The sequence below is a fragment of the Rhodanobacteraceae bacterium genome (assembly GCA_024234055.1).
In the GTDB taxonomy this organism is placed as follows: Bacteria; Pseudomonadota; Gammaproteobacteria; order Xanthomonadales; family SZUA-5; genus JADKFD01.
The window spans coordinates 144,713-166,194 of record JACKOW010000004.1 but is presented as its reverse complement, the minus strand read 5'-3'; the positions used below and the strand labels follow the sequence as shown (position 1 = coordinate 166,194).

Genomic DNA, 21,482 nt, shown 5'->3' with positions numbered 1-21,482 from the left:
CGGGATGGCTGGACCGCGGTGTGATCATTTTCTCAAACTGTACACTCGGATCTCAGCCTTCGTGCGCCTGACTGAAGTACTCGATGGAACGATCACCGATTCGGTAATGAGCGCCCGGACATTTTCTTTGGCCAACAACTCGGGCCATGTCTTCCAGGAACTGAGCGCGAGGCAGTTCGGCCAGCGCGGAAATCCGTGACCATTGACTCGGATCGGGAACATCGACGAAAGCGATGCAATCGCCACCGCCGAATTCCCACCAGAATGAATGGGTCTTGCCATCGGCCAGCGTGGCGGTGATGTTGCCGCCGCGTCCGTCCTGGCTGATCGAGAACTGCGCTTCGATATTCATGGGTGTGGCCGGCTTGGAATTCTGGACGGTGACTGGGGCTCGACTGCCGGGTCGGGGACTGGCAAGCAGCAGGACAAGCAGATAGAAACATGCGCCTGCGAGCAGCAGATAGAAGCCGATCAGGGCGTGGAAAGCCAGTGGATTGCTGGCCCTCGCCAATAACGCATGGAAGCCGCGCGTAGGTAGCCAGAGCTCCCCCTGAAGCGAGCCGGCGACAGCCACGCCCAGCAGACAGAGGCCGAGCGTAGCGAATCCTGCCATCGCAATTCGCGGTGACTCTTTCAAAGTGGTCCCTCGCCCGGGCACGAAGAAGCCCGGGCTGCGCGGGATATCAGGGGAGATCAGTAGAAGAAGCGTTCCTCGACGATCTTGCCGTCCTTGACGGTGTAGAGACCGATTTCCTCCATCTGCATGCGCTGACCGGATTCCCGGTTGGTGACGTCCATGTAGAAGCGCAGGGCGAAACGGTCGCCATTGATGAAGGGGCCGAAGGTCTCGACCGAATGTACCTCGTGGGCGCCGTACCACCAGTCCGATTTGGCCTTGACCGCATCGGTGCCCCGGACCTCGGCCATCGGGCCTTCCATGGCTTCGATGCTGACGATATCCGGCGAGTTGAACTGCACGGCATCCTCATGGTTGCCGGCCTTGAGCATGTCGGTGAAGGCGGTGGCGAGTTCGCGGGTGTTCATGGCTGTATTCCTCTTGTCGGTAGGTTGGGCGACGCCCGTGTGGCTTGCTGCCAGGCACACTAGACTATTACCGACGTCCGCCTGGATCACAGTGTCTGCGGTGGTGTCGGTGACCATGACGCTGGCGGGAGCAGACGCACGGTGTCTGATCAGGGTGACAGTCTTGTTTGACGGTTATTCGTGTTCTGCTGCTTGATTCCAGAGAAAGTGCTCATGCCGGCCCAGCGACGTCCAGCCCAGTCCAGCAGTGTCAAGATCTCCGCCGCCGACATCGACAAGCTGCGCAGGCACGGCGCCGAGGCGGTGGCCTATTACCGCGACTACGGACTGGCCGAAGTCAGGTCACGCGCCACCCGCATTGCCCTCAGCGGGCTGACGCCGGTCTTCGGGTGGCTGGTCTTTGGCTGGGCCCCGGTGGCGATGTTGCTGTTCATGCTCACCGATGCGCTGATTACCGTGATCGTGGATCTGGTGCGTCTGCCCTTGATCGGAGCCTGGATGCGAGAGAGCCACGCCCGTGATCACGCCGCCGGGGAGTTGCTCGGGATCGCCGATGGCCTGGAAGATGGAACGGGCATGCGCAACCCGCGCGGAAACGCGCCCGGCCCCGGTGTGATCGTGTTTTTCGGCAGCGTATCCAGCCTGTTCATGTGTGTGCTGACGGTCGCGGCACTGGAGCCACTGGGCCAGGCTTCGGTGCGCGCGGTTATTGAAGAGCCCTGGTTTGCCTGGCTGGTGCTGGCGGATCTGGTGCTACGTCTGATCGGCGGTTTGCACGGCGCCCTTCGCGCCAGACGCGAGCCGCCTGGCTCAGTCATGGTCTTCGCCGAATCCGGCGGTGTGGCCGTGCTTTACGCAGGCTTGCTGGTGCTGGTCTGGCTGCCGCTGAACTGGGGACAGACCGGTCTGGCGCTGATGTTTGCGGCCTTGTTCCTGACCCGCCTGGCCTTTGGCGTGTTCGCGCTGTGGTGGACGCCACGCGCCGTTGCCACGCTGGAACGGCGCGTCGCCACCGGGGATTTCGCGGTCAGCCAGCGTTGATCATTGCGCTGGCGGATCCACGGGAACCGGCCCAAAGACCGGGCCTGCCTGCGCTGCCAGCCAGGCCAGTGCCGCATAGGCGGCCACGTTGAAATCCAGGTTCGCGGCGTCAACCTTGTCCAGGGTGTCGGCGGCGGTGTGGTGATAGTCGAAGTAGTCGGTGCCGTCCTGTTTCAGATCCATGATCGGCATGCCCAGATCGCGCATGGCCGAGAAATCGGCGCCACCGCTGCCATTGTTGTCGCCACGCTCGATGCCCATCGGCGCCAGCACGCTGTACATCTGATCGACCACCGGCAGCGCAGAGTCGATGACGCGGCTGGAAAACTTCCAGATCTTGCCGGCGCCAAAATCGGATTCACCGCCGATGATGTGCTGCTGCAGCTGATCGGCGTGCACCCGCGCGTATTCCTTGCCGCCGAACACGCCTTGTTCCTCATTGGCGAAGGCGATCACGCGGATGGTGCGCTTCGGTGGCATGGGCTGTTTGCCGATCAGCGCACCGGCTGCCATGGTGATGGCCACGCCAGTTCCATCGTCGATGGCGCCGGTGCCCAGATCCCAGGAATCCAGATGGCCGCCAATGGCGACGACTTCGTCAGGGTATTCCGAGCCAGGGATCTCGCCGATGACATTGGCCGAGGTGTACTCGCCGGTGCGATTGCGACTGCCCAGCACCAGTCTCACCGTCACCGGCTCGCCGTCGGCCATGGCTTGTTCGAGGGCATCGGCATCGGCATTGGCCAGTGCCGCTGCGGGGATGCGGGTGAGCATGTTGTCATAGCGCATCACGCCCGTATGCGGGGTGATCGAGGCCTGATCGGTGCCGACCGAGCGGATCAGCACGGCGACTGCGCCGGCCCGAGCGGCAAACACCGCCCCGGATACGCGGGCTATCACGGCTGCGCCGTAGCCACTGCCGTCCTTGGCACGCTGCATGCGGTAGGCGATGTAGGCGATCTTTCCGGCCAACGATCCGGCGGGCGCGCTCTGCAGCGCTGCCGCGTCGTCAAAGCGCACGATCTCGCCGCTGACGCCCTCGGGCGGTGTGCCGATGCTGCCGCCCAGCGCCGCGATGTTCAGCGGTTGTGGCGTAGGACTGAGGATGCCGGCGCTCTCGAATCCACGTTCCCACACCGGAAAGCTGACCGGCTGCGTGTACACCCGCGAGTAGCCCAGTTCCTTGAACTTGGCGACGGCCCAGGCCACTCCCTTGGCGTCGTTCTCGCTACCGGCCATGCGATGCCCGACCTCGGTCGTCAGCGCTTCCACAATGGCATAGGCACCGCTGCCCCGGAGCGCGGTGTCCCGCAGTTCCTGCGCAGTCTTGAGGTCGGCATCGGTCAGGGGACTGGCAACGGCGGATCCGCAACACAACATCAACAGCAACAGTCGGGACAGCATGGCCGGGGCTCCGCAGGCGTGAACGAGCGCCCGAGGCTAGCGGCTTGCGACGCATGCGGCATGTGTATTTGGTACTGGAGTCGCCTGGAAAAAGAATCCTGTCTTCTTTGTGCAAGTTCGACGGTCAACGTGCTCGGGAAGCCACTTTGGGTGATGATGGGCTATCCATCGAAGAGGACTTGCCATGCGCGTGTCATTGGATCAGCAACGCCTGGAGGAGGCCGTTGTCGCCGGGGTCATCGATGCGCCTGCGGCGGCGGCGTTGTGGTCGTTCCTCACCCAGAGCGGCGTCACCCACGAAGTGCCGCGCTTCAAGTTTGCACATCTGCTGTACTACTTCGGCGGACTGATCGCGCTGGGCTCGATCTCGGTTTTCGTGACCCTGGCCTGGGATGCCTTTGGCGCCTGGCCGCTGCTGATCTTCGGCATTGGCGTGATGCTGCTGTCCTATGCGCTGACCCGGCGTTTCATCGAGATCGAACGGCAGCCGATTCCGGCGGGGACGATGGCGGCGCTGCTGATCGCGGCGGTGCCCATCGTCGTGTTCGCGCTGCAACATGTCAGTGGCGCCTGGACAGGCGATCAGAGCTATCGCGACTATCACTACTGGATCGACTGGCGCTGGCTGATGATGGAGTTCGCCACGCTGGCGGCCGGCGCGGCCGTACTGTGGCGTTTCCGCTTGCCCTTCGCGATGCTGCCGATCGCAGTGACGCTGTGGTACATGAGCATGGATTTCGCTGCCTTTCTGGCGCAGGACAGCGAGGGTTGGTTCAGCGAAGCCGGCTGGAAGCTGCGGGCGACCATCTCCATGCTTTTTGGCGCGATCATGCTCGGGATTGCGCTCTGGATCGAACTGCGCCAATACGCGCTGGCCTCGGCCCGGGGGGATCGCCGTGATTTCGCCTTCTGGCTGTACGTGGTCGGTGTGCTCACCTTCTGGGGCGGCCTCAGTTCCCAGGATTCGGGGTCCGAGTTCGGAAAACTGATCTATTTTGCGATCAACATCGGCCTGATCTTGGTCGGTGCAGCCCTGGCCCGGCGGGTCTTCGTGGTCTTCGGTGCCTTCGGCGTGATCGGCTACCTCGGCCACCTGAGCTATTCGGTGTTCCAGAACAGCCTGGCCTTCACCGTGGTGCTGGGCGGTTTCGGCATCGGCATTGTCTACGCCGGCTTGTGGTGGAACCGCCGCGAAGCTGCCCTGCACGCGGCCTTGTCCCGGTGGCTGCCAGCGCCATTGCGGCGGGCGATCGAGGCCAGGGAAGGGTAGGGGCTGGTTGTTGGTTGTCGGTCAAAGCTGGCGCAGGCGAGGACCTGCGCGGGCGCTTGCTGTTGTAGGTCCAGACTTGTCTGGACGTTTCTCCATCAACCGGAGCAGAAGCGTCCAGGCAAGTCTGGACCTACACAAGCCGGGCTCCACCGACACTATCACCAACACCCGCTCTCGCCGACAACCAACCACCAACAACCAGCTCTCAGAGCGTCACCGCCAGCCGTGTTCCCTGATCAATGGCGCGCTTGGCGTCGAGTTCGCCGGCGGTGTGGGCGCCGCCGATGACATGGGCCTTGGCGCCTGCCGCCAGCAGGTCGTCGTAAAGCTTGCGATTGGATTCCTGGCCGGCGCAGATGATGACGTTGTCGACTTCCAGCGTGCGCACATCCTCGCCAGTGCGAATCTTCAGGCCGCGCTCGTCGATACCTTCGTAGCTGACGCCGCCGATCATCTCGACCTTGGCCATTTTAAGGGTGCTGCGATGCACCCAGCCCGAGGTCTTGTTGAGGCGATCCCCGAACTTGCCGGCCGTGCGTTGCAGCAGATAGACCTGTCGGGCGGGTTTGCCCGGGGCCGGTTTGGCCAGGCCACCACGGTTCTCCAAGGTGGCGTCGATGCCCCACTGGCGGTACCAGGCCGGCGGATCCAGCGTCGGTGAGTGGCCCTGGTGGGTGAGGAATTCGGCCACGTCGAAACCGATGCCGCCCGCTCCGATGATGGCAACACGCTCACCCACCGGCGCGTTGCCCGCCAGCACGTCCACATAGCTCAGCGCCTTGGCGCTGTCGATGCCGGGGATTGGCGGCATTCGCGGGGTGACGCCGGTCGCCACGATCACCTCGTCGAAGTGCTTCAGGGCGCCTGCATCCGCGCGCGTATTCAGGCGCAGATCGATGCCGAGCTTGTCGATGCGCACACGGAAATAGCGCAGCGTCTCGTAGAACTCTTCCTTGCCGGGAATCTTCTTGGCCATGTTGAATTGGCCACCGATCTCCGCTGCGGCATCGAAGACAGTGACCTTGTGTCCGCGCTCGGCCAAAGTGGTGGCTGCCGCCAATCCCGCCGGGCCGGCGCCGACGACGGCAAAGTTCCTGGGCGCCGTCGTTGGCCGCACCACGATTTCAGTCTCGTGGCAGGCGCGCGGATTGACCAGGCATGAGGCGCGGCGGTTCTCGAAGACATGGTCCAGGCAGGCCTGGTTGCAGGCGATGCAGGTATTGATCTCCTCGGCCTTGTTGGCGGCGGCCTTGTTGACCCATGCAGCATCGGCCAGCAGCGGACGCGCCATCGAGACCATGTCAGCCTGACCGCTGGCGATGATTTTCTCGGCCACATCCGGCATGTTGATGCGGTTGGTGGTAACCAGCGGAATCCGGACTTCACGCTTCATCTTTTCGGTGACGAAGGCGAAGGCCGCGCGCGGCACGCTGGTGACGATGGTCGGTACGCGAGCTTCATGCCAGCCGATGCCGGTGTTGATCAGCGTGGCGCCAGCGGCTTCGATGGCTTTGGCCAGCTGCACGATTTCTTCCCAGGTCTGGCCGTCCTCCACCAGGTCCAGCATCGACAATCGATAGACGATGATGAAGTTCGGGCCTACCTTGGCACGGATGCGGCGGACGATCTCGGTGGGAAAACGCATCCGGTTCTCGAAGCTGCCGCCCCATTCGTCGCTGCGCTGGTTGGTGCGTTTCACCAGGAACTGGTTGATCAGATAGCCTTCAGATCCCATCACTTCGACGCCATCGTAGCCGGCCTCCTGGGCATAGGCCGCGGTGCGCACGAAGTCCTCGATGGTGTGTTCGACGCCGCTCCTGCTGAGTTCGCGCGGGCGGAACGGGGTGATCGGTGATTTGATCGGCGAGGCCGACACCGACAGCGGGTGATAGCCATAGCGACCGGCATGCAGGATCTGCATGCAGATCTTGCCTTGTTCGGCGTGCACGGCCGCGGTCACCTTGCGATGGCGCTTGACTTCCCAGGGCCAGGACAGCTTCGAGGCGAAGGGTGCCAGCCAGCCCTGGATCGACGGTGCAATGCCGCCGGTGACGATCAGGGCCACGCCGCCGGCGGCGCGCTCGCCAAAATAGGCCGCGAGCTTGTCATAGTCCTTGGCGCGATCCTCCAGCCCCGTGTGCATCGAGCCCATCAGCACGCGATTGCGCAGTGTGGTGAAGCCCAGATCCAGCGGTGACAGCAGGTGCGGGTAGGGGGTGGTCATGGGTGCAAGTTCCGTACGCGTCAGTATGGTGTGGAGCCTGCCCGGAAGGCGGCGAGTAGGCAAGAGCTGGTGTCGGTTGTTGGTTGTTGGTGCCGGCAGAGCGGGTGCCGCTTGTTGGTGCCAGTGTCGGTAAAGCTGGCGCAGGTGAGGGCGAGTGCCGGCTTTGTAGGTCCAGACTTGTCTGGACGCTTTTCCATCAGACAAGATCGAAAGCGATCAACCAAGTCCGGACTGACAGGTAGCTGTGAAACTCCAGCAGAATCAAGCTTCTTGACGAGCAGCAGCGTCCCGACAAATCTGGACCGACAGGTGGCCGTGCTCCAACCGACACCAAGACCAACAACTGGCACCCGCTCTACCGGAACCAACACCAACCACCTACACCCGCTTTACCGGCACCGACACCTACAACCGACACCCGCTTTGTGCGTGTCCTGATTCTCCGGCGTTTTGCGTATCCATCATGCAGTCATCACACCGTGGGGAGAAGCAGATGAGAATCGTCGGATTGGTCATGTTGATCGCGTTGGGCTTGCTGGGTATCGCCTCGTGGTTGCGTCAGCGCAAACCGGAGGCCTCAGGTCCTCTGGCGCAGTTGGAGAGTGTGGGTGGCTGGATCGGCCTGGTGGGTCTGGTCTGGGGTGTGCTGATGCTGGTCCAGTGGATCAGCGCCATCGGCGCACTGTCTGCGGCGCCGGTGATGATGATCATCGCGCTGGCTTCGGCGCTGTCGATCACCGCACTGTCATTGATTCTGGCCATGCCTACCGTCAAGACCCTGGCTGGCAGCAACGGGTTCACACGCAAGCTCGAACAATCAGCAGCGAAGCTCGGTCCGTTCAAGGTCGTTCTGGGTGCCGTGTGCCTGGGGCTGGCGGTGGTCAGCGTGGTGCTCTGAGAGCGGGAAAAGAAAAGGGAAAAAGGTAGAGCCTGCGAGTACACGTCACGCAGGACCCAACGGTTTTATTCGCGGGAGCCAGATGGTTGGGCTCCCGCGCTTTTTGATCGGTAGGAGCGCCCTTGCGGCGCGATCTGCAAAACCATTGCGCCACGAAATGTAGGCGCTGCGAGGCGCTCATTCGTGGGTCGCGTTGGTCCGCCGGGCCTATATGACGCTCTCCGCGACGACCGCGAGCTTGGTCGCGTAGCTCGCCTGCAGCGAGCAACGTGACCTGCACAGAGCCGAAACGCGCGAGCCTTTCCCGTGCCCCGTGCCCCTTGCCCCGTGCCCCGTGCCCCCGAGCCCTACACCCGCTCCAGGATCCCGGCGAAGCCCATGCCGGTGCCGATGCACATGGTGACCATGCCGTACTTCTGCTGGGTGCGGCGCAGGCCATGGACCACGGTGGCGGTGCGGATGGCGCCGGTGGCGCCCAGCGGATGACCCAGCGCGATGGCGCCGCCGAGCGGGTTGACCTTGTTCGGATCCAGCCCGGAATCGCGCATCACCGCCAGCGCCTGGGCGGCGAAGGCCTCGTTCAACTCGATCCAGTCGATGTTGTTGAGGTTGATGCCGGTCTGGCGGCAGACCTTGGGAATCGCTTCCTTGGGGCCGATACCCATGATTTCCGGCGGGACGCCGGCCACCGAATAGCCCACCCAACGGGCCAGCGGAGTCAGGTCGAATTCCTTGATCGCACGCTCGCTGGCCAGCAACACCGCGCCGGCGCCGTCGCTCATCTGCGAGGAGTTGCCGGCGGTGACACTGCCGCCCTGCTTGAACACCGCGCGCAGCTTTGCCAGCGCGGCCACGTTGGTGTCCTGACGCGGACCTTCATCGGTGTCGACCTTGCGGGTGTCGTTCTTGAAACCACGCGAAGCCAGATCCGGATAGTGATCATCGAGCACGAAGGGCAGGATCTCGTCGTTGAAATGACCGGCCTGGATGGCGGCGATGGCCTTCTGGTGCGAGCCGTAGGCAAACTGGTCCTGGTCCTCGCGCGAGACCTTCCACTGGTCAGCCACGTTCTCGGCGGTGATGCCCATGCCGTAGGCGATGGCGATGTGGTCATCCTTGAAAAAGGCCGGATTGAAGGCCGGACGGTTGCCCATCATCGGCACCATCGACATGCTCTCGGTGCCGCCGGCCAGCATCAGATCAGATTCGCCCAGACGGATGCGGTCCGCGGCCAGGGCCACGGCCTGCGAGCCCGAGGAGCAGAAGCGGTTGATGGTCATGGCTGCCACCGTGTTGGGCAGACCGGCCATCAGCACGCCGATGCGGGCCACGTTCATGCCTTGCTCGCCTTCGGGCATGGCGCAGCCGATGATGGCGTCATCGATGCGGTTGACGTCGATTCCGGGCGCCGCAGCGACCGCGCCGCGCAGCACATGCGCGAGCAGATCATCCGGGCGGGTGTTGCGGAACATTCCCTTCGGTGCCTTGCCTACCGGCGAACGCACGGCAGACACGATGTAGGCGTCTTGGATTTGGCGGGACATGGTTGGGTCTCCGTTGCGCCGGTTCGGGTCTGCCAAACCGAGCGCTTGTTTGTTGGGGCTGAAGTTAAACGTAAAACGTCAAACGTCAACGGCTCGCTGCGCTCGCTGAGGCGCCGGACCGTTTTTCGCTGTTCTGTTTTACGTTTTACGTTTCACGTTTTACTAGTTTCTAAGGGGCTTGCCGTTCTGCATCGTGTAGGCAATGCGCGCCTGGGTCTTCGGCATCTGCGCCAGAGCGACAAAATGCTTGCGTTCCAGGTTGAGCAGCCATTCCTCGTCGACTTCGGAGCCGCGTTCGATCTCGCCGCCGCACATCACGGTGGCGATGCGCGTGGCGACTTCGACGTCGTGCTCGGAAACGAATCCGCCGGCCAGCATGTTGGTCAGCAGGGCGCGGATGGTGGCGATGCCGACATCGCCGGCGACCTTGATGGCGCGGGGCGGCAACGGTGGACGGTAGCCGGTCTCGGCGAGCGCGCGGGCCTCGTTCTTGGCCACGTAGAGCAACTCGTCCTTGTTGGTGATGACCACATCATTGGGCCGTGCCAACTTGAGTTCCTTGGCTTCCAGCGCACTGGTGGCCACCTTGGCCATGGCGATGGTCTCGAAGTAGGTCTGAATCTGTCCGAAGACATCGCCACCCACGGCGTTCTGCCAGGAGCGCAGCGCGATTTCCTTGAGGCCGCCGCCGGCCGGCAACAGGCCCACGCCGGCCTCGACCAGACCCACATAGCTTTCCAGTGCGAACACGGTCCTGGCGGAATGCATCTGGAACTCGCAACCGCCGCCGAAGGCCATCCCGCGCACTGCGGAGACCACCGGCACCAGCGAGTACTTGATGCGCTGGCTGGCCGCCTGGAAGCTGGCGACGATCTGCTCGAACTCGTCCCATTTGCCGGCAGCGACCACGGGCAAGGCGTCTTTCAGATCGGCGCCGGCCGAGAACGGCTCTCTGGTCTGCCAGATCACCAGCGCCTTGTAGTTGCGCTCGGCCTCGTCTACAGCGCGGTTGACGCCCTCGAGCACGGCCGCGCCGATGGTGTTCATCTTGCTCTTGAAGCTCAGGATGGCGATGTCGTCACCCTGATGCCACAGGCGCACGCCATCGGTCTCGAAGATGGTCGTGCCCTGATCAAACTCTTCGGTGTAGATCGCATCCGGGAAATATTGGCGCTGATACACCGGCAGCGCCGAGCGCGGACGGTAGGACTTGTCGCTGGGCGCGTAGGAGCCGGTCTTGGCGTGCACGCCGGCATCGCCCACTTCGAACACCCAGGCCGGCAGAGCCGCATCGCTCATGGTCTTGCCGGCGGCGATGTCTTCCTGGATCCAGTTGGCGACCTGCAGCCAGCCAGCCTGCTGCCAGATCTCGAACGGACCCTGATCCCAGCCGTAACCCCAGCGGATGGCGAAATCGACATCGCGGGCGTTGTCGGCGATGCTTTCCAGCTGGTAGGCGCAGTAGTGGAAGACATCGCGGAAGCAGGCCCACATGAACTGCGCCTGCGGATCGTCAGAGGCGCGCAGCGCCGCCAGTCTGGCCGACCAGCCCTTCTGGCGCAGCGCGCCTTCGGCGGCAGCGCTGGCCTCGGAATTGGCTGGCTTGTAATCCATCGTGGCCAGATCCAGCGCTTCGATGACCTTGCCGTTCTTGCGGAAGAAGCCGGCGCCGGTCTTCTGCCCGAGCGCGCCCTTCTCGATCAGGCCCTTGAGCCAGTCCGGCGCCTTGAAGTAGCGGTGCCAGGGATCTTCCGGCAGGGTGTCATCCATGGTCTTGATGACGTGGGCCATGGTGTCGAGGCCGACCACGTCACTGGTGCGATAGGTGGCGCTCTTCGGCCGACCGATCAACGGGCCGGTCAGTGCATCCACGGTATCGAAGCCCAGACCGAAGGCCTGGGTGTGATGCATGGTGGCCGCAATCGAGAAAACGCCGATGCGGTTGCCGATGAAGTTGGGCGTGTCCTTGGCGCGGACCACGCGCTTGCCCAGCGTGGTGGTGACGTAGGACTCCAGGCGGTCCATGGTCGCCGCATCGGTGGTCGCCGTCGGAATCAGCTCGACCAGGAACATGTAACGCGGCGGATTGAAGAAATGGATGCCGCAGAAGCGAGGCTTCAGATTCTCCGGCAGCCCCTCGGAGAGCTTGGTGATCGACAGGCCCGAGGTGTTGCTGGCGAGAATGGCGTTGTCGCTGATGTAGGGCGCGATCTTCGCGTACAGCGAGTGCTTGATGTCCATGCGTTCGGCGACGGCTTCGATGATCAGGTCGCAGTCGCGCAGCAATTCCAGGTGATCGTCATAGTTGGCGCCGACGATCTCTCCGGCGACGCTCTTGGTGCCCAGTGGCGAGGGGCTGAGCTTGGTGAGGCCGGCGATGGCCTTGTCGACCAGTGCGTTGCGCGGTCCCTCCTTGGCAGGCAGTTCGAACAACACGGCGGGAACGCCGGAGTTGACCAGATGAGCGGCGATCTGCGCGCCCATCACGCCGGCGCCGAGTACGGCGGCCTTGCGGACGAGAAGCTTGTTCTCAGGCATGTGCACCTCGAAAGCTTGAAGAAAGCGGGGGATGAGTTGCGACGATAGCGCCAATACTGACCTCAGTGCCGTCGAGGTCCAGTCAGCGCCAGCGAAGACCGCAAGACTATACGCCCGCGTATGGTGGCGGGCAACGCGTGCCATGCTCGCTGCCTTTATGGCTGTGGAGTGAATGCTCCACTTTGCTGCGTTGCCGCGTAAGCCGGCAATTCGGTAGACTCCACCGCAGTTTCGCCCCACAAGTCCGCGATTCTGCGCGGCTTTCCGTGGTAATCTTCCGATGTTTCCCAACCGGATGTGCGGCGGAGATCCCCCTCGTCCACCTGACATGGAGTCGTCACCATGGCGCTTGAGCGCACCCTATCGATCATCAAACCCGATGCCGTTGCCAAGAACGTGATCGGAGAAATCTATTCCCGCTTTGAAAAAGCCGGTCTGAAGATCATTGCTGCAAAGATGAAGCAGCTCTCGCAGCGTGAGGCCGAGGGCTTCTACGCGGTGCATCGCGAGCGCGGTTTCTTCAACGATCTGGTCAAGTTCATGATCTCCGGCCCGGTGATGATCACCGCGCTGGAAGGCGAGAACGCCATCGCCGCCCATCGCGACCTGATGGGCGCGACCGATCCGAAGAAGGCAGCACCGGGCACCATCCGTGCCGATTTCGCCGATTCCATCGATGCCAATGCGGTGCACGGTTCCGATGCGCCGGAGACGGCCGCCGTCGAGATCGCCTATTTCTTTGCTTCAACCGACATCAGCTCACGCTGATCGTTGGCACAACCGAGGTCAAGGTGGAACAAGCAGCGCCACTGATTAATCTGATGAACCTCGATCGCCATGGACTCGAAGACTACTTCGAGTCCATCGGCGAAAAGCGCTATCGCGCCCATCAGCTGCTGAAATGGATTTACCACCACGGCGTGACCGACTTCCTCGGCATGACCGATGTCGGCAAGAAATTGCGTGCCAAACTCGAGGCCACGGCGGTGATTCGCCCGCCCAAGGTGCTGTTCCAAAAGGTCAGCAGCGATGGCACCACCAAGTGGCTGATCGAGCTGGATGGCGGCAATGCGGTCGAAACCGTCTACATTCCCGAGCCCACCCGCGGCACGCTGTGTGTGTCCTCGCAGGTGGGCTGCTCGTTGAACTGCACCTTCTGTTCCACCGCCACGCAGGGCTTCAACCGCAATCTGTCCACGGCCGAGATCATTGGTCAGGTCTGGGTCGCGGCGCAGGCACTGGGGCACGATGCCAAGGACAACCGTCGACTGACCAATGTGGTCATGATGGGCATGGGCGAGCCGCTGCTGAATTTCGACAATGTGGTCCCGGCGATGAATCTGATGCGCGATGATTTCGCCTTCGGATTGGCCAACAAGCGGGTCACGTTGAGCACCGCAGGCCTGGTGCCGGGCATCGACAAGCTCTCCGAGGTTTGCGATGTCAGTCTGGCGGTCAGCCTGCACGCGCCCACCGATGAACTCCGTGAGCAGCTGGTGCCGCTGAACAAGAAGTATCCGATCGCGGAACTGATGGCCGCTTGCCAGCGCTATCTGGAAACGCGGCCGCGCGCCAACGTGACCTTCGAATACACGCTGATGAAGGGCATCAACGATCGTCCCGAGCATGCGCGCGCGCTGGTCAAGCTGCTTCGGCGCCTGCCCAGCAAGCTCAATCTGATTCCCTTCAATCCCTTCCCCGGAACCCGCTATGAGCGCTCCGATGAAGAGACCATCCGCCAGTTCCAGACCATCGTCATGGAAGCAGGTTTGATTGCGACGGTGCGGCGTACCCGCGGGGATGACATCGATGCAGCCTGCGGGCAACTGGTAGGCAATGTGCTTGATCGCACTCGCCGCAGTGGCCAACACCGTGCCGCCGTCGCGCTGGCTGATGCCGGGGCAACCGCATGAGGTCGCTCGGTCGCAAGCTCGTGATTCTGGTCGTATTGGTTGCGCTGGGCGCCTGTGCCGGAGCCGGCGGCAATGGCTATGCGGGCTCAAGGTCGGACAAGAACAAGCGTGCCGCCGAGTTGCAGGTGCAGCTGGCCCAGGAGTACCTCAAGCGCGGCAGCCTGGAAGTGGCGCGCGACAAGCTGGCGCGAGCGCTGGAGCTGGATCCCTATTCGGCCCAGGCACACACGGTCTCGGGCTTTCTCAACGAGACCATCAGTGATTTCGTGCAGGCCGAACTGCACTATCGCCGGGCCGTGGAGATCAAGCCCAAGGATGGCGACATGAGCAACAACTTCGCCAGTTTCCTGTGCCGCCGCGGGCGCTATTCGGAAGCCGAGAGCATGTTCCGGCAGGCCCTGTCGGATCCTTACTACAAGACTCCCGAAGTGGCCCTGGCCAACGCCGGCATCTGCGCCAAGGATTCGGGCAACCTGGAACTGGCCGAGACCTATCTGCGCGATGCCCTGGCCCGCAAGGCCGACTATCCGGGGGCGCTGTTGCCGATGGCTTCGGTACTGCACGCCCGCGGTGATTTCCTCCGCGCAAGGGCCTTCATGCAACGCTACGAGGCGGCTCAACCGGGGAGTCCTGAGGCGCTGTATCTCGGCTATCAAATTGAAACAGCGCTGGGCGACAAGCGCAGCGCCGAAGACTATCGCAGACGCCTGACCAGCAGTTTTCCGCGCTCCCAGGAAGCGCAGTTGCTGGAGCAGGGTCAATGACGCAGGAGCAGAGCATGAATGGAAGCAGCGCACATTCCGGCGCCCTGCTGGATCTGGTGGAACTTGGACAGCGCCTGCAGCAGGCGAGGACCGAGTCGGCGCTGTCGCTGGACGATGTAGCACAGAAGCTGCATCTGCCCCTCGCTACCGTCGCTGACCTGGAAGCGGGTCGCAGTGAACGCATTGGAACTGCGGTCTACCTCAAGGGTTTTCTTCGCAGCTATCTGAAGCTGGTGCAACTGCCGGAAGACTGGGCCGAGCAGGCCATTGCCGCGTCCAGTGCTGCCAGCGTACCGGCCATCATGCCGGCCGCCGGTGCCGTGGCCCGACGCGTGTCCTGGCTGGAGCGTTACAAATGGGCGGCGAGCTACGTCGTGGGAACGGCGCTGGCGCTGACCGCCGTCCACTGGCTGGTCAGCAACACCCCGCAGCTGGGCTTTCCCGAGCCGACCAAATCAGGACCGATTGCACTGGAGACGCCGGATCAGACGGCGCCCGCAGAAGCTGCAGCCAGTGCGGCGAAACCCGCCGCGAGCCAGGCAGAGCCGGCAGGCGAGCCGTTGGGGCCGCTGGCCCAAACAGACTCCGAAGCGGCCACTGATGAGTTGCCGGTGATGGCTTCGCTGAATCCATTTCGCGTGGGCAGCTCGAGCCCGACCGAGGCCAGTGTCAGCGCCGCATCGGTGCTGTCATTGAATTTCACGCAGGACAGCTGGGTCGAAATTCGCGATCAGTCCGGCAAGAAACTGGCCTATGAGGTCATTCGTGCGGGCGAAAAGCGTTCATTCAGCGACGGCGCGCCATTCTCGGTGCTGATCGGCAACGCCCGCGGTGTGCGCGCTGACGTGGGTGGCAAGGACGTGGAACTGGAGCAATACACCCGTGGCAATGTTGCACGATTCGCGGTTGCCGAGAGCGACGGCGAGTGGTCGCCGGCGACGGCTGAGTAATTAGTATCTGGCCGGAAACGGCTGACCCAATCAACGAATCGGAATCAGATAAATGGCTGACGACATCATTGATGCGCACGAACAAAGCGAGCGCGCCCGGCAATGGTTGCAACAGAACGGCAGTTCCATCGTCATCGGCGTACTGCTGGGTATCGCCGTGTTGCTCGGCTGGCAGCGTTATCAGCTGTCTGGCGTCAGCCACCGTGCCGAAGCCTTCGTCAAGTACGAGGATCTGCGGTCGGCGGTAGACAAGGAAGACACCGAGCTGGCCGCCAGCCTTGCCGAGGACCTGCGCAAGAACTTCAGTGATACGCCTCACGCCGCCTTGGCGGCCATGGAAATGGCCGAGCAAGAGGTCAAGGCTGGCAAGCTGCCGGAGGCTGAGTCCTCCCTGCGTTTTGTCAGCGCCGAAGCGGGTTCAGAGCCTTTGCGCGCGATTGCCGCGATGCGCCTGGCGCGTGTCCTGCTGACCCGTGGTGAGGCACAGAAGGCGCTGGATGCCCTGAAGCCGGTGAGCGCAGAGGCCTATACCGCTGAGCGCGAGTTGATCCGTGGTGACGCGCTGGTGGCGCTGGGCAAGAGCGAGGAAGCGCGCAAGGCCTACGATGCGTCCCTGGCTGCCATGGATGTCGCGGCTCAGCAGCGCAAGATGGTGGAAGCCAAGCGCGATGATCTGGCTGCCGGTGGAGCGCCGGCACCCGTGGCTGCGGAGCAAGGTTGATGCCTAACTCTGCCCGACAGTGGTTGCTGGTGGCAGCGGTGGGCTTGCTTGGAGCCTGCGGCGGTGACAGTGCCAAGAAGGAGAACATCGAGCCACCCACGCCCCTGACCGAATTCGCGCCCTCCGCGGTGGTTCAGAAACTCTGGTCATCCTCGGTGGGTGGTGGTGCTGCAGAACTTGGCGCCGGACTGGTACCGGCGGTTGGCGGTGGCAGGGTTTTCTTTGCTGGCCCGGATGGCGACATCGTGGCCCATGATGCCTCCAGCGGCCGTCGGTTGTGGTCGAAAAAGTACGAGTCCTTCAGTGGCGGTCCGGGTACCAATGGGTCCCTGGTAGTCGCTGGCACCATCGAAGGCGCGCTGATTGCCGTCGACGCTGAAACCGGTCTGGAAAACTGGCGCGCGCGGATGTCGTCCGAGGTGATCTCGGCGCCGGTGGTGTCTACCGATACGGTTGTCGCCATGGCCAATGACGGCCGCACTCATGCCCTCAAGGCCAGCGACGGCAGCCAGATCTGGGCAGTCGATCGCGGGGTGCCCCTGCTCAGTCTGCGCGGCAATGCAGCGCCCATCCTGACCTCGAACTCGGTGATCGTCGCTGGAGCTAACGGCACCGTGACTGCGTTGGCCCTGTCGGACGGGCGCCCTATCTGGGAGCAGCGTATCGGTGTCGGCGAAGGCCGTACCGATCTCGAGCGCATGATCGATATCGACGGCCGCATGGTGCTGTTGAACGGCGATCTGTTCGTGGTCGGCTACGAGTCCGGCGCCCAGGCGCTGACCGCCGATGCCGGACGCACCCTGTGGCAGCGCGACATGTCTTCGGTGTCCGGACTGGCAGCGGGTAGCGACGGGGTGTTCATTGCCGCCTCCGACGGCGCCGTCTGGGCGCTGGATCGCCGCAGCGGCGGCGCCCTGTGGAAGAACGAGGTCTTGCTGCATCGCATGCTGTCGGCTCCCGTGCTGATGGGCGACTATGTGGTCGTCGGCGATCTCGAAGGCTATCTGCACTGGTTCAAGCGGGCAGATGGCGAACTGGCCGTGCGCACGCGTCTGGGTGATGGCGGTTTTGGCGACGGTCTGGTGGTGGTTGACGACACGCTCTATGCGCAGAACCGCGACGGATCGGTCGGCGCTTTCCGACTTCGCAACTGATTGACCGCGGTCGCCGCTCCGGCGACCGTGCACTCCGAGGCGTCCGAACATGCTTCCCGTTGTTGCTTTGGTTGGTCGCCCGAACGTCGGCAAGTCCACGATCTACAATTCGCTGACCAAGACCCGAGACGCCATCGTCTCGAACATGCCCGGGGTCACTCGCGATCGCCTGTTTGGCGTGTGTCGCCGCGCCGAGCGCCCGTTTCTGGTGGTCGATACCGCTGGCCTGACGGAAAACGAGGATCTGCTTGCGAAGGGCATGTCGGCGCAATCGTGGCAGGCGATTGAAGAGTCGGATCTGGTCTGTCTGGTGGTCGATGCCCGAGACGGCCTGCATCCCGACGATATCGAAATCGCGAAGCGCATCCGTGCCACCGGGCGACCGATGATGCTGGTCGTCAACAAGATCGACGGTATCCAGGAATACACCGCGCAAGCCGAGTTTTCGCGGCTCGGCATCGCCTCGATGCTGCTGATTTCGGCGGCGCACAATCAGGGCATCACCGATCTGGTGGAGCATCTGCTAGCCCAGTTGCCGGCCACCGAGGAAGCCGAGTCCCTCGACGACGGCGCCATCCGCATCGCCATCCTCGGTCGCCCGAATGTCGGCAAGTCGACCCTCGTCAACCGCCTGCTGGGTGAGGATCGGGTGTTGGCCATGGATCTGCCCGGCACCACCCGTGATGCGGTGCGGATACCGCTGGAACGCGATGGCAAGCGCTATGTGCTGATCGATACTGCCGGAATCCGACGCAAGGCCCGTGTCGGGGACGGTGTAGAAAAATTCAGTGTCATCAAGGCCTTGCAGGCCGCCGAAGAAGCTCATGTGGTGATCCTGATGCTGGATGCACAGCAGGGTTTCGCTGATCAGGATGCCCACATCCTCGGTGAAGTCGTCAACGGCGGACGCGGGCTGGTGCTGGCGGTCAACAAGTGGGATGGATTGAGCGTGCGCGAACGCACCCAGGTGAATTCACGCCTGGACTGGGGGCTGGGCTTCGTCAACTTCGCCAAACGCATACCGATCTCGGCCTTGCACGGATCCGGACTCGGCGAATTGTTGAAGGCTGTGCATCAGGCCCATCGGTCCGCCACCCGCGAGTTCACCGCCGCCGAGTTGACCAAGGCGCTCAGTCAGGCCTTCGAGAAGCATCATCCGCCGATGGTTCGCGGTCGGGTTTCGAAGATGCGCTACGCCCATCAGGGCGGGCGCAATCCGCCACGGGTGATCATTCACGGCAACCGCTTGAGCAGTCTCACCGATGACTACAAACGCTACCTCGAGAACACCCTGCGGCAAAAATTCAAGCTGGTCGGTACGCCGCTGGCGCTAGAATTTCGGGAAGGGTCGAATCCTTTCGCCGGCAAGGTCAATCCCTTGACCGAACGCCAGGTCAAGAAGCGCAAGCGCCTCGTCAGCCACGCCAAGCGCGGCTGAGGACGCCACTGGCGCGATTGCAGCAACCAGACCGCTGCAGCCTGGACTGGCGGTGACCGCACGGCAACCCTATGCTCGTTCGAGGAGCAGTCGCGCATTGGCATCCAGCATGAGTGTTGAGGAACTGTTGAGCAGTCGTGGCGTGCCGATGCGCGTCAGCGTGGGTGATGCCCGGGTGGCCGTGTCGGCGGCCTTGATGAACGCCTCGCCATCGATAGAGCGGGTAGCTCTGGACAATGCCCTGGGGCGGATACTGGCTGAAGATCTCTGCAGTCCGCACTCGCTGCCACCCTTTGCCAATTCGGCCATGGATGGCTTTGCCTTTCGTCATGCCGATCTGTCGGCGAGTTCCGACGCCGTGCTGCAGTGTGTCGGCGAAAGTCGGGCGGGATTGCGTTTCACTGGTCGATTGGCACCGGGGCAATGCGTGCGCATTTCCACCGGCGCTGCCATGCCGGCGGATGCCGACACGGTGGTCATCCAGGAAGACGCGCAGCGCAGCGGAGAACAGGTGCGCCTGCGGCCGCTGCCAACGGTGGGCGCCAATGTGCGCAAGGCGGGTGAGGAATGCGCCGCGGGCGCCTTGCTGCTGAGTCGCGGACGGGTGCTCGGCGCTCGAGCCCTGGCACTGGCGGCCACGGCTGGTCGGCAGGAACTGCGCGTGCTGGCTCGACCGCGGGTAGCCATCCTCACCACCGGTGATGAACTGGCGCTACCTGGCCAGGCCTTGGGGCCGGGGCAGATCTACGACAGCAACTCGGCGCTGTTGCATGCGTTGATACTCGATGCCGGTGGCTATCCGCTGCCGGCGACGCAGGCAACGGCGGACGATCCGCAGCGTCTGCTGCACGCATTGCGCCGCGCCGCAGCGGCGGCTGATCTGGTTTTGACCACCGGTGGTGCCTCGGTGGGAGATCACGATCATCTGCCCAGCCTGCTGGCCGAGCATGGCAGCGTGCATTTCTGGAAGGTCCGGATGAAACCGGGCATGCCGGCGCTGTTTGGTGAACTGGCCGGCAAACCGGTGTTGGCACTGCCTGGAAATCCGGTGTCGGTATTTGCCACCTTCCGCGTGCTGGTGCGCGCCGCGTTGTCTGCCCTGCAGGGACTGGCGCCGGTCGAACCCTTGCGCTGGAAGGCGCGGCTGTTGGTGCCCTTGCGCAAGACCCACCAGCGGGCCGAGTTTCTCCGCGGTATCCACAACATCGATTCCCAAGGGCAACTCTGGGTGCGGCCCCTCAGCGGACAGGAATCCCATCGCAGCGTGGCCCTGTTGCAGGCCAGCGTGCTCTTGTGTCTGCCTGAAGCCGAGGTCGAACTCGCGGCCGGTGCGCTGGTGGACGTCGAACCCTTGTTTGCTCGCCCGGAGACCGAGGTGCGCCTGTGAGCGCCCGCGAGCGCTGGATGCGCGAGTTGCGGGCAGCAACGCCGCACGTGGATGTGCGCGAGGCGCGGCAGCGGCAGCAGTCCGGGGCGATTCTGCTCGATGTGCGCGAGGCGCCGGAATGGGCAGAGGGCAGTCCCGTGGATGCCCTCAAACTGTCCCGCAGCCAGCTCGAATTTCAGGTCGAAGCGGCGCTGCCGCGGACCGAGGACGAAGTGCTCCTGCTGTGCGCTGCAGGTGCGAGAGCCTTGCTCTGTGCCGAGACACTGAATCGTCTGGGTTATCGCCATGTGACCGTGGTCGAGGGCGGATTTCGTGCCTGGCAAGCCGCCGGATTGCCGGTCGCCGTGCCGGAAACCTTGGACCCGGTGTGGCAGCGCCGTTACGCCCGGCAGATGGTGTTGCCGGAGATCGGCCAGGCGGGGCAGTTGCGCTTGCGCCAATCGCAGGTGCTGATGGTGGGAGCCGGAGGTCTGGGCTCGCCCGCGGCCCTGTATCTCGCTGCCGCTGGCGTCGGCAGTCTGCGGGTGGTCGACGACGATCAGGTGGACCTGAGCAATCTGCAGCGACAGGTGCTGCACACCACCGCACGGGTGGGCCGGTCCAAGGTCCAGTCGGCAGTGGAGACGCTGTCGGCATTGAATCCGGACATCCGGATCGAGGCGGTCCACGAGCGTGTTCACAGCGGCAATGTCGATGGGTTGCTGGCAGGCTGTGGGCTGATCGTCGATGGCAGCGACAATCTGCCCACCCGCTATCTGCTCAGCGATGCCGCGATCAAGCATTCGCTGCCGCTGGTCTATGGCGCGGTCGAACGCTTCAGCGGTCAGGTCAGCGTCTTTCATCCAGGATCAGCGCGCGGCACCGCTCCCTGCTATCGCTGCCTGTTTCCCGAGCCGCCAGCACCGGACCAGGCGCCCAACTGCGCAGAGGTCGGCGTGCTTGGGGTGGTTCCCGGGATCATCGGCCTGCTGCAGGCCAATGAGGCCTTGAAACTGCTGCTGGGCATCGGCCAGCCCTTGATCGGTCGATTGCTGTTGTTCGATGCGCTGGCGATGGACTTCCGCGAACTCAAGCTGCCGGCTGATCGCGAATGCGCCATTTGTGCCCCCGGCCGGCCGTTTCCCGGCTACGTCGACTACGCCCAGTTCTGCGCCGGCGGCTGAAGCCCGTGCAACCGTAGGAGCGCCCTTGC

The 21,482-nt window shown here is 63.5% G+C and carries 18 protein-coding genes; 12 read left to right on the top strand and 6 right to left on the bottom strand.

What is annotated here, in order from left to right; genetic code table 11:
- Positions 1 to 52 precede the first annotated feature (52 nt).
- Positions 53 to 613 (bottom strand): hypothetical protein, encoded by a 561-nt coding sequence (locus tag H7A19_09985; GenBank protein ID MCP5475151.1) that lies wholly within the window; start codon positions 611 to 613, stop codon positions 53 to 55.
- Positions 614 to 693: 80 nt separating this feature from the next.
- A complete protein-coding gene (locus tag H7A19_09980) occupies positions 694 to 1,044 on the bottom strand; it encodes a nuclear transport factor 2 family protein (protein ID MCP5475150.1) in 351 nt (116 codons plus the stop codon).
- A gap of 213 nt (positions 1,045 to 1,257) precedes the next feature.
- On the opposite strand from H7A19_09980, the gene H7A19_09975 reads away from it, so the two are divergent.
- Positions 1,258 to 2,085 (top strand): hypothetical protein, encoded by an 828-nt coding sequence (locus H7A19_09975; protein MCP5475149.1) that lies wholly within the window; start codon positions 1,258 to 1,260, stop codon positions 2,083 to 2,085.
- Here H7A19_09975 and H7A19_09970 read toward each other — a convergent pair whose 3' ends face one another.
- Positions 2,086 to 3,489: a M28 family peptidase gene (locus H7A19_09970; GenBank protein ID MCP5475148.1), complete on the bottom strand. Its 1,404-nt coding sequence runs from the start codon at positions 3,487 to 3,489 to the stop codon at positions 2,086 to 2,088.
- A 190-nt stretch (positions 3,490 to 3,679) separates the two neighbouring features.
- On the opposite strand from H7A19_09970, the gene H7A19_09965 reads away from it, so the two are divergent.
- Positions 3,680 to 4,759, top strand: coding sequence for a DUF2157 domain-containing protein (locus H7A19_09965; protein MCP5475147.1), 1,080 nt, complete (start codon positions 3,680 to 3,682; stop codon positions 4,757 to 4,759).
- Between the two features lie 205 nt (positions 4,760 to 4,964).
- On the opposite strand, the gene H7A19_09960 is transcribed toward H7A19_09965, so the two are convergent.
- The gene (locus tag H7A19_09960) at positions 4,965 to 6,983 is read right to left on the bottom strand and encodes an NADPH-dependent 2,4-dienoyl-CoA reductase (GenBank protein ID MCP5475146.1); all 2,019 of its coding nucleotides are present in this window, start codon (positions 6,981 to 6,983) and stop codon (positions 4,965 to 4,967) included.
- 514 nt (positions 6,984 to 7,497) lie between these two features.
- Between H7A19_09960 and H7A19_09955 the strand changes: the two genes are divergently transcribed.
- Positions 7,498 to 7,881: a MotA/TolQ/ExbB proton channel family protein gene (locus H7A19_09955; GenBank protein ID MCP5475145.1), complete on the top strand. Its 384-nt coding sequence runs from the start codon at positions 7,498 to 7,500 to the stop codon at positions 7,879 to 7,881.
- A gap of 347 nt (positions 7,882 to 8,228) precedes the next feature.
- Here H7A19_09955 and H7A19_09950 read toward each other — a convergent pair whose 3' ends face one another.
- Positions 8,229 to 9,425: an acetyl-CoA C-acyltransferase gene (locus H7A19_09950; protein ID MCP5475144.1), complete on the bottom strand. Its 1,197-nt coding sequence runs from the start codon at positions 9,423 to 9,425 to the stop codon at positions 8,229 to 8,231.
- Between the two features lie 162 nt (positions 9,426 to 9,587).
- The gene (locus tag H7A19_09945; protein ID MCP5475143.1) at positions 9,588 to 11,963 is read right to left on the bottom strand and encodes a 3-hydroxyacyl-CoA dehydrogenase/enoyl-CoA hydratase family protein; all 2,376 of its coding nucleotides are present in this window, start codon (positions 11,961 to 11,963) and stop codon (positions 9,588 to 9,590) included.
- Between the two features lie 342 nt (positions 11,964 to 12,305).
- Here H7A19_09945 and ndk point away from each other — a divergent pair, with 342 nt between their 5' ends.
- The 9 genes from ndk to moeB all read left to right on the top strand — a co-directional run bounded on the left by ndk (position 12,306) and on the right by moeB (position 21,453).
- Positions 12,306 to 12,731, top strand: a complete 426-nt coding sequence (ndk, locus tag H7A19_09940; protein MCP5475142.1) for a nucleoside-diphosphate kinase — start codon at positions 12,306 to 12,308, stop codon at positions 12,729 to 12,731.
- 53 nt (positions 12,732 to 12,784) lie between these two features.
- Positions 12,785 to 13,876, top strand: coding sequence for a 23S rRNA (adenine(2503)-C(2))-methyltransferase RlmN (gene rlmN / locus H7A19_09935; protein MCP5475141.1), 1,092 nt, complete (start codon positions 12,785 to 12,787; stop codon positions 13,874 to 13,876).
- On the top strand, positions 13,873 to 14,640 hold the full coding sequence (gene pilW, locus H7A19_09930) for a type IV pilus biogenesis/stability protein PilW (protein MCP5475140.1): 768 nt from the start codon (positions 13,873 to 13,875) through the stop codon (positions 14,638 to 14,640). Before rlmN ends, pilW begins: the two co-directional genes overlap by 4 nt.
- A gap of 14 nt (positions 14,641 to 14,654) precedes the next feature.
- Positions 14,655 to 15,590, top strand: coding sequence for a DUF4115 domain-containing protein (locus tag H7A19_09925; protein MCP5475139.1), 936 nt, complete (start codon positions 14,655 to 14,657; stop codon positions 15,588 to 15,590).
- Positions 15,591 to 15,642: 52 nt separating this feature from the next.
- A complete protein-coding gene (locus H7A19_09920) occupies positions 15,643 to 16,311 on the top strand; it encodes a tetratricopeptide repeat protein (GenBank protein MCP5475138.1) in 669 nt (222 codons plus the stop codon).
- Positions 16,311 to 17,465, top strand: a complete 1,155-nt coding sequence (gene bamB / locus H7A19_09915) for an outer membrane protein assembly factor BamB (GenBank protein MCP5475137.1) — start codon at positions 16,311 to 16,313, stop codon at positions 17,463 to 17,465. The genes H7A19_09920 and bamB overlap by 1 nt, the downstream gene beginning before the upstream one ends.
- A gap of 49 nt (positions 17,466 to 17,514) precedes the next feature.
- Entirely contained in the window at positions 17,515 to 18,903 is a 1,389-nt protein-coding gene (gene der / locus H7A19_09910; protein MCP5475136.1) for a ribosome biogenesis GTPase Der, read from the top strand.
- Positions 18,904 to 19,012: 109 nt separating this feature from the next.
- Positions 19,013 to 20,290 (top strand): molybdopterin molybdotransferase MoeA, encoded by a 1,278-nt coding sequence (locus H7A19_09905; protein ID MCP5475135.1) that lies wholly within the window; start codon positions 19,013 to 19,015, stop codon positions 20,288 to 20,290.
- Between the two features lie 17 nt (positions 20,291 to 20,307).
- Positions 20,308 to 21,453 (top strand): molybdopterin-synthase adenylyltransferase MoeB, encoded by a 1,146-nt coding sequence (gene moeB / locus H7A19_09900; GenBank protein MCP5475134.1) that lies wholly within the window; start codon positions 20,308 to 20,310, stop codon positions 21,451 to 21,453.
- Positions 21,454 to 21,482 lie beyond the last annotated feature (29 nt).

Bases quoted from the DNA above. Each gene is read 5' to 3' on its own strand.
- H7A19_09985 (MCP5475151.1), bottom strand. From the start codon at position 613: ATGGCAGGATTCGCTACGCTCGGCCTCTGTCTGCTGGGCGTGGCTGTC.
- H7A19_09980 (MCP5475150.1), bottom strand. From the start codon at position 1,044: ATGAACACCCGCGAACTCGCCACCGCCTTCACCGACATGCTCAAGGCC.
- H7A19_09975 (MCP5475149.1), top strand. From the start codon at position 1,258: ATGCCGGCCCAGCGACGTCCAGCCCAGTCCAGCAGTGTCAAGATCTCC.
- H7A19_09970 (MCP5475148.1), bottom strand. From the start codon at position 3,489: ATGCTGTCCCGACTGTTGCTGTTGATGTTGTGTTGCGGATCCGCCGTT.
- H7A19_09960 (MCP5475146.1), bottom strand. From the start codon at position 6,983: ATGACCACCCCCTACCCGCACCTGCTGTCACCGCTGGATCTGGGCTTC.
- H7A19_09955 (MCP5475145.1), top strand. From the start codon at position 7,498: ATGTTGATCGCGTTGGGCTTGCTGGGTATCGCCTCGTGGTTGCGTCAG.
- H7A19_09950 (MCP5475144.1), bottom strand. From the start codon at position 9,425: ATGTCCCGCCAAATCCAAGACGCCTACATCGTGTCTGCCGTGCGTTCG.
- H7A19_09945 (MCP5475143.1), bottom strand. From the start codon at position 11,963: ATGCCTGAGAACAAGCTTCTCGTCCGCAAGGCCGCCGTACTCGGCGCC.
- ndk (MCP5475142.1), top strand. From the start codon at position 12,306: ATGGCGCTTGAGCGCACCCTATCGATCATCAAACCCGATGCCGTTGCC.
- rlmN (MCP5475141.1), top strand. From the start codon at position 12,785: ATGAACCTCGATCGCCATGGACTCGAAGACTACTTCGAGTCCATCGGC.
- pilW (MCP5475140.1), top strand. From the start codon at position 13,873: ATGAGGTCGCTCGGTCGCAAGCTCGTGATTCTGGTCGTATTGGTTGCG.
- H7A19_09925 (MCP5475139.1), top strand. From the start codon at position 14,655: ATGAATGGAAGCAGCGCACATTCCGGCGCCCTGCTGGATCTGGTGGAA.
- H7A19_09920 (MCP5475138.1), top strand. From the start codon at position 15,643: ATGGCTGACGACATCATTGATGCGCACGAACAAAGCGAGCGCGCCCGG.
- bamB (MCP5475137.1), top strand. From the start codon at position 16,311: ATGCCTAACTCTGCCCGACAGTGGTTGCTGGTGGCAGCGGTGGGCTTG.
- der (MCP5475136.1), top strand. From the start codon at position 17,515: ATGCTTCCCGTTGTTGCTTTGGTTGGTCGCCCGAACGTCGGCAAGTCC.
- H7A19_09905 (MCP5475135.1), top strand. From the start codon at position 19,013: ATGAGTGTTGAGGAACTGTTGAGCAGTCGTGGCGTGCCGATGCGCGTC.
- moeB (MCP5475134.1), top strand. From the start codon at position 20,308: ATGCGCGAGTTGCGGGCAGCAACGCCGCACGTGGATGTGCGCGAGGCG.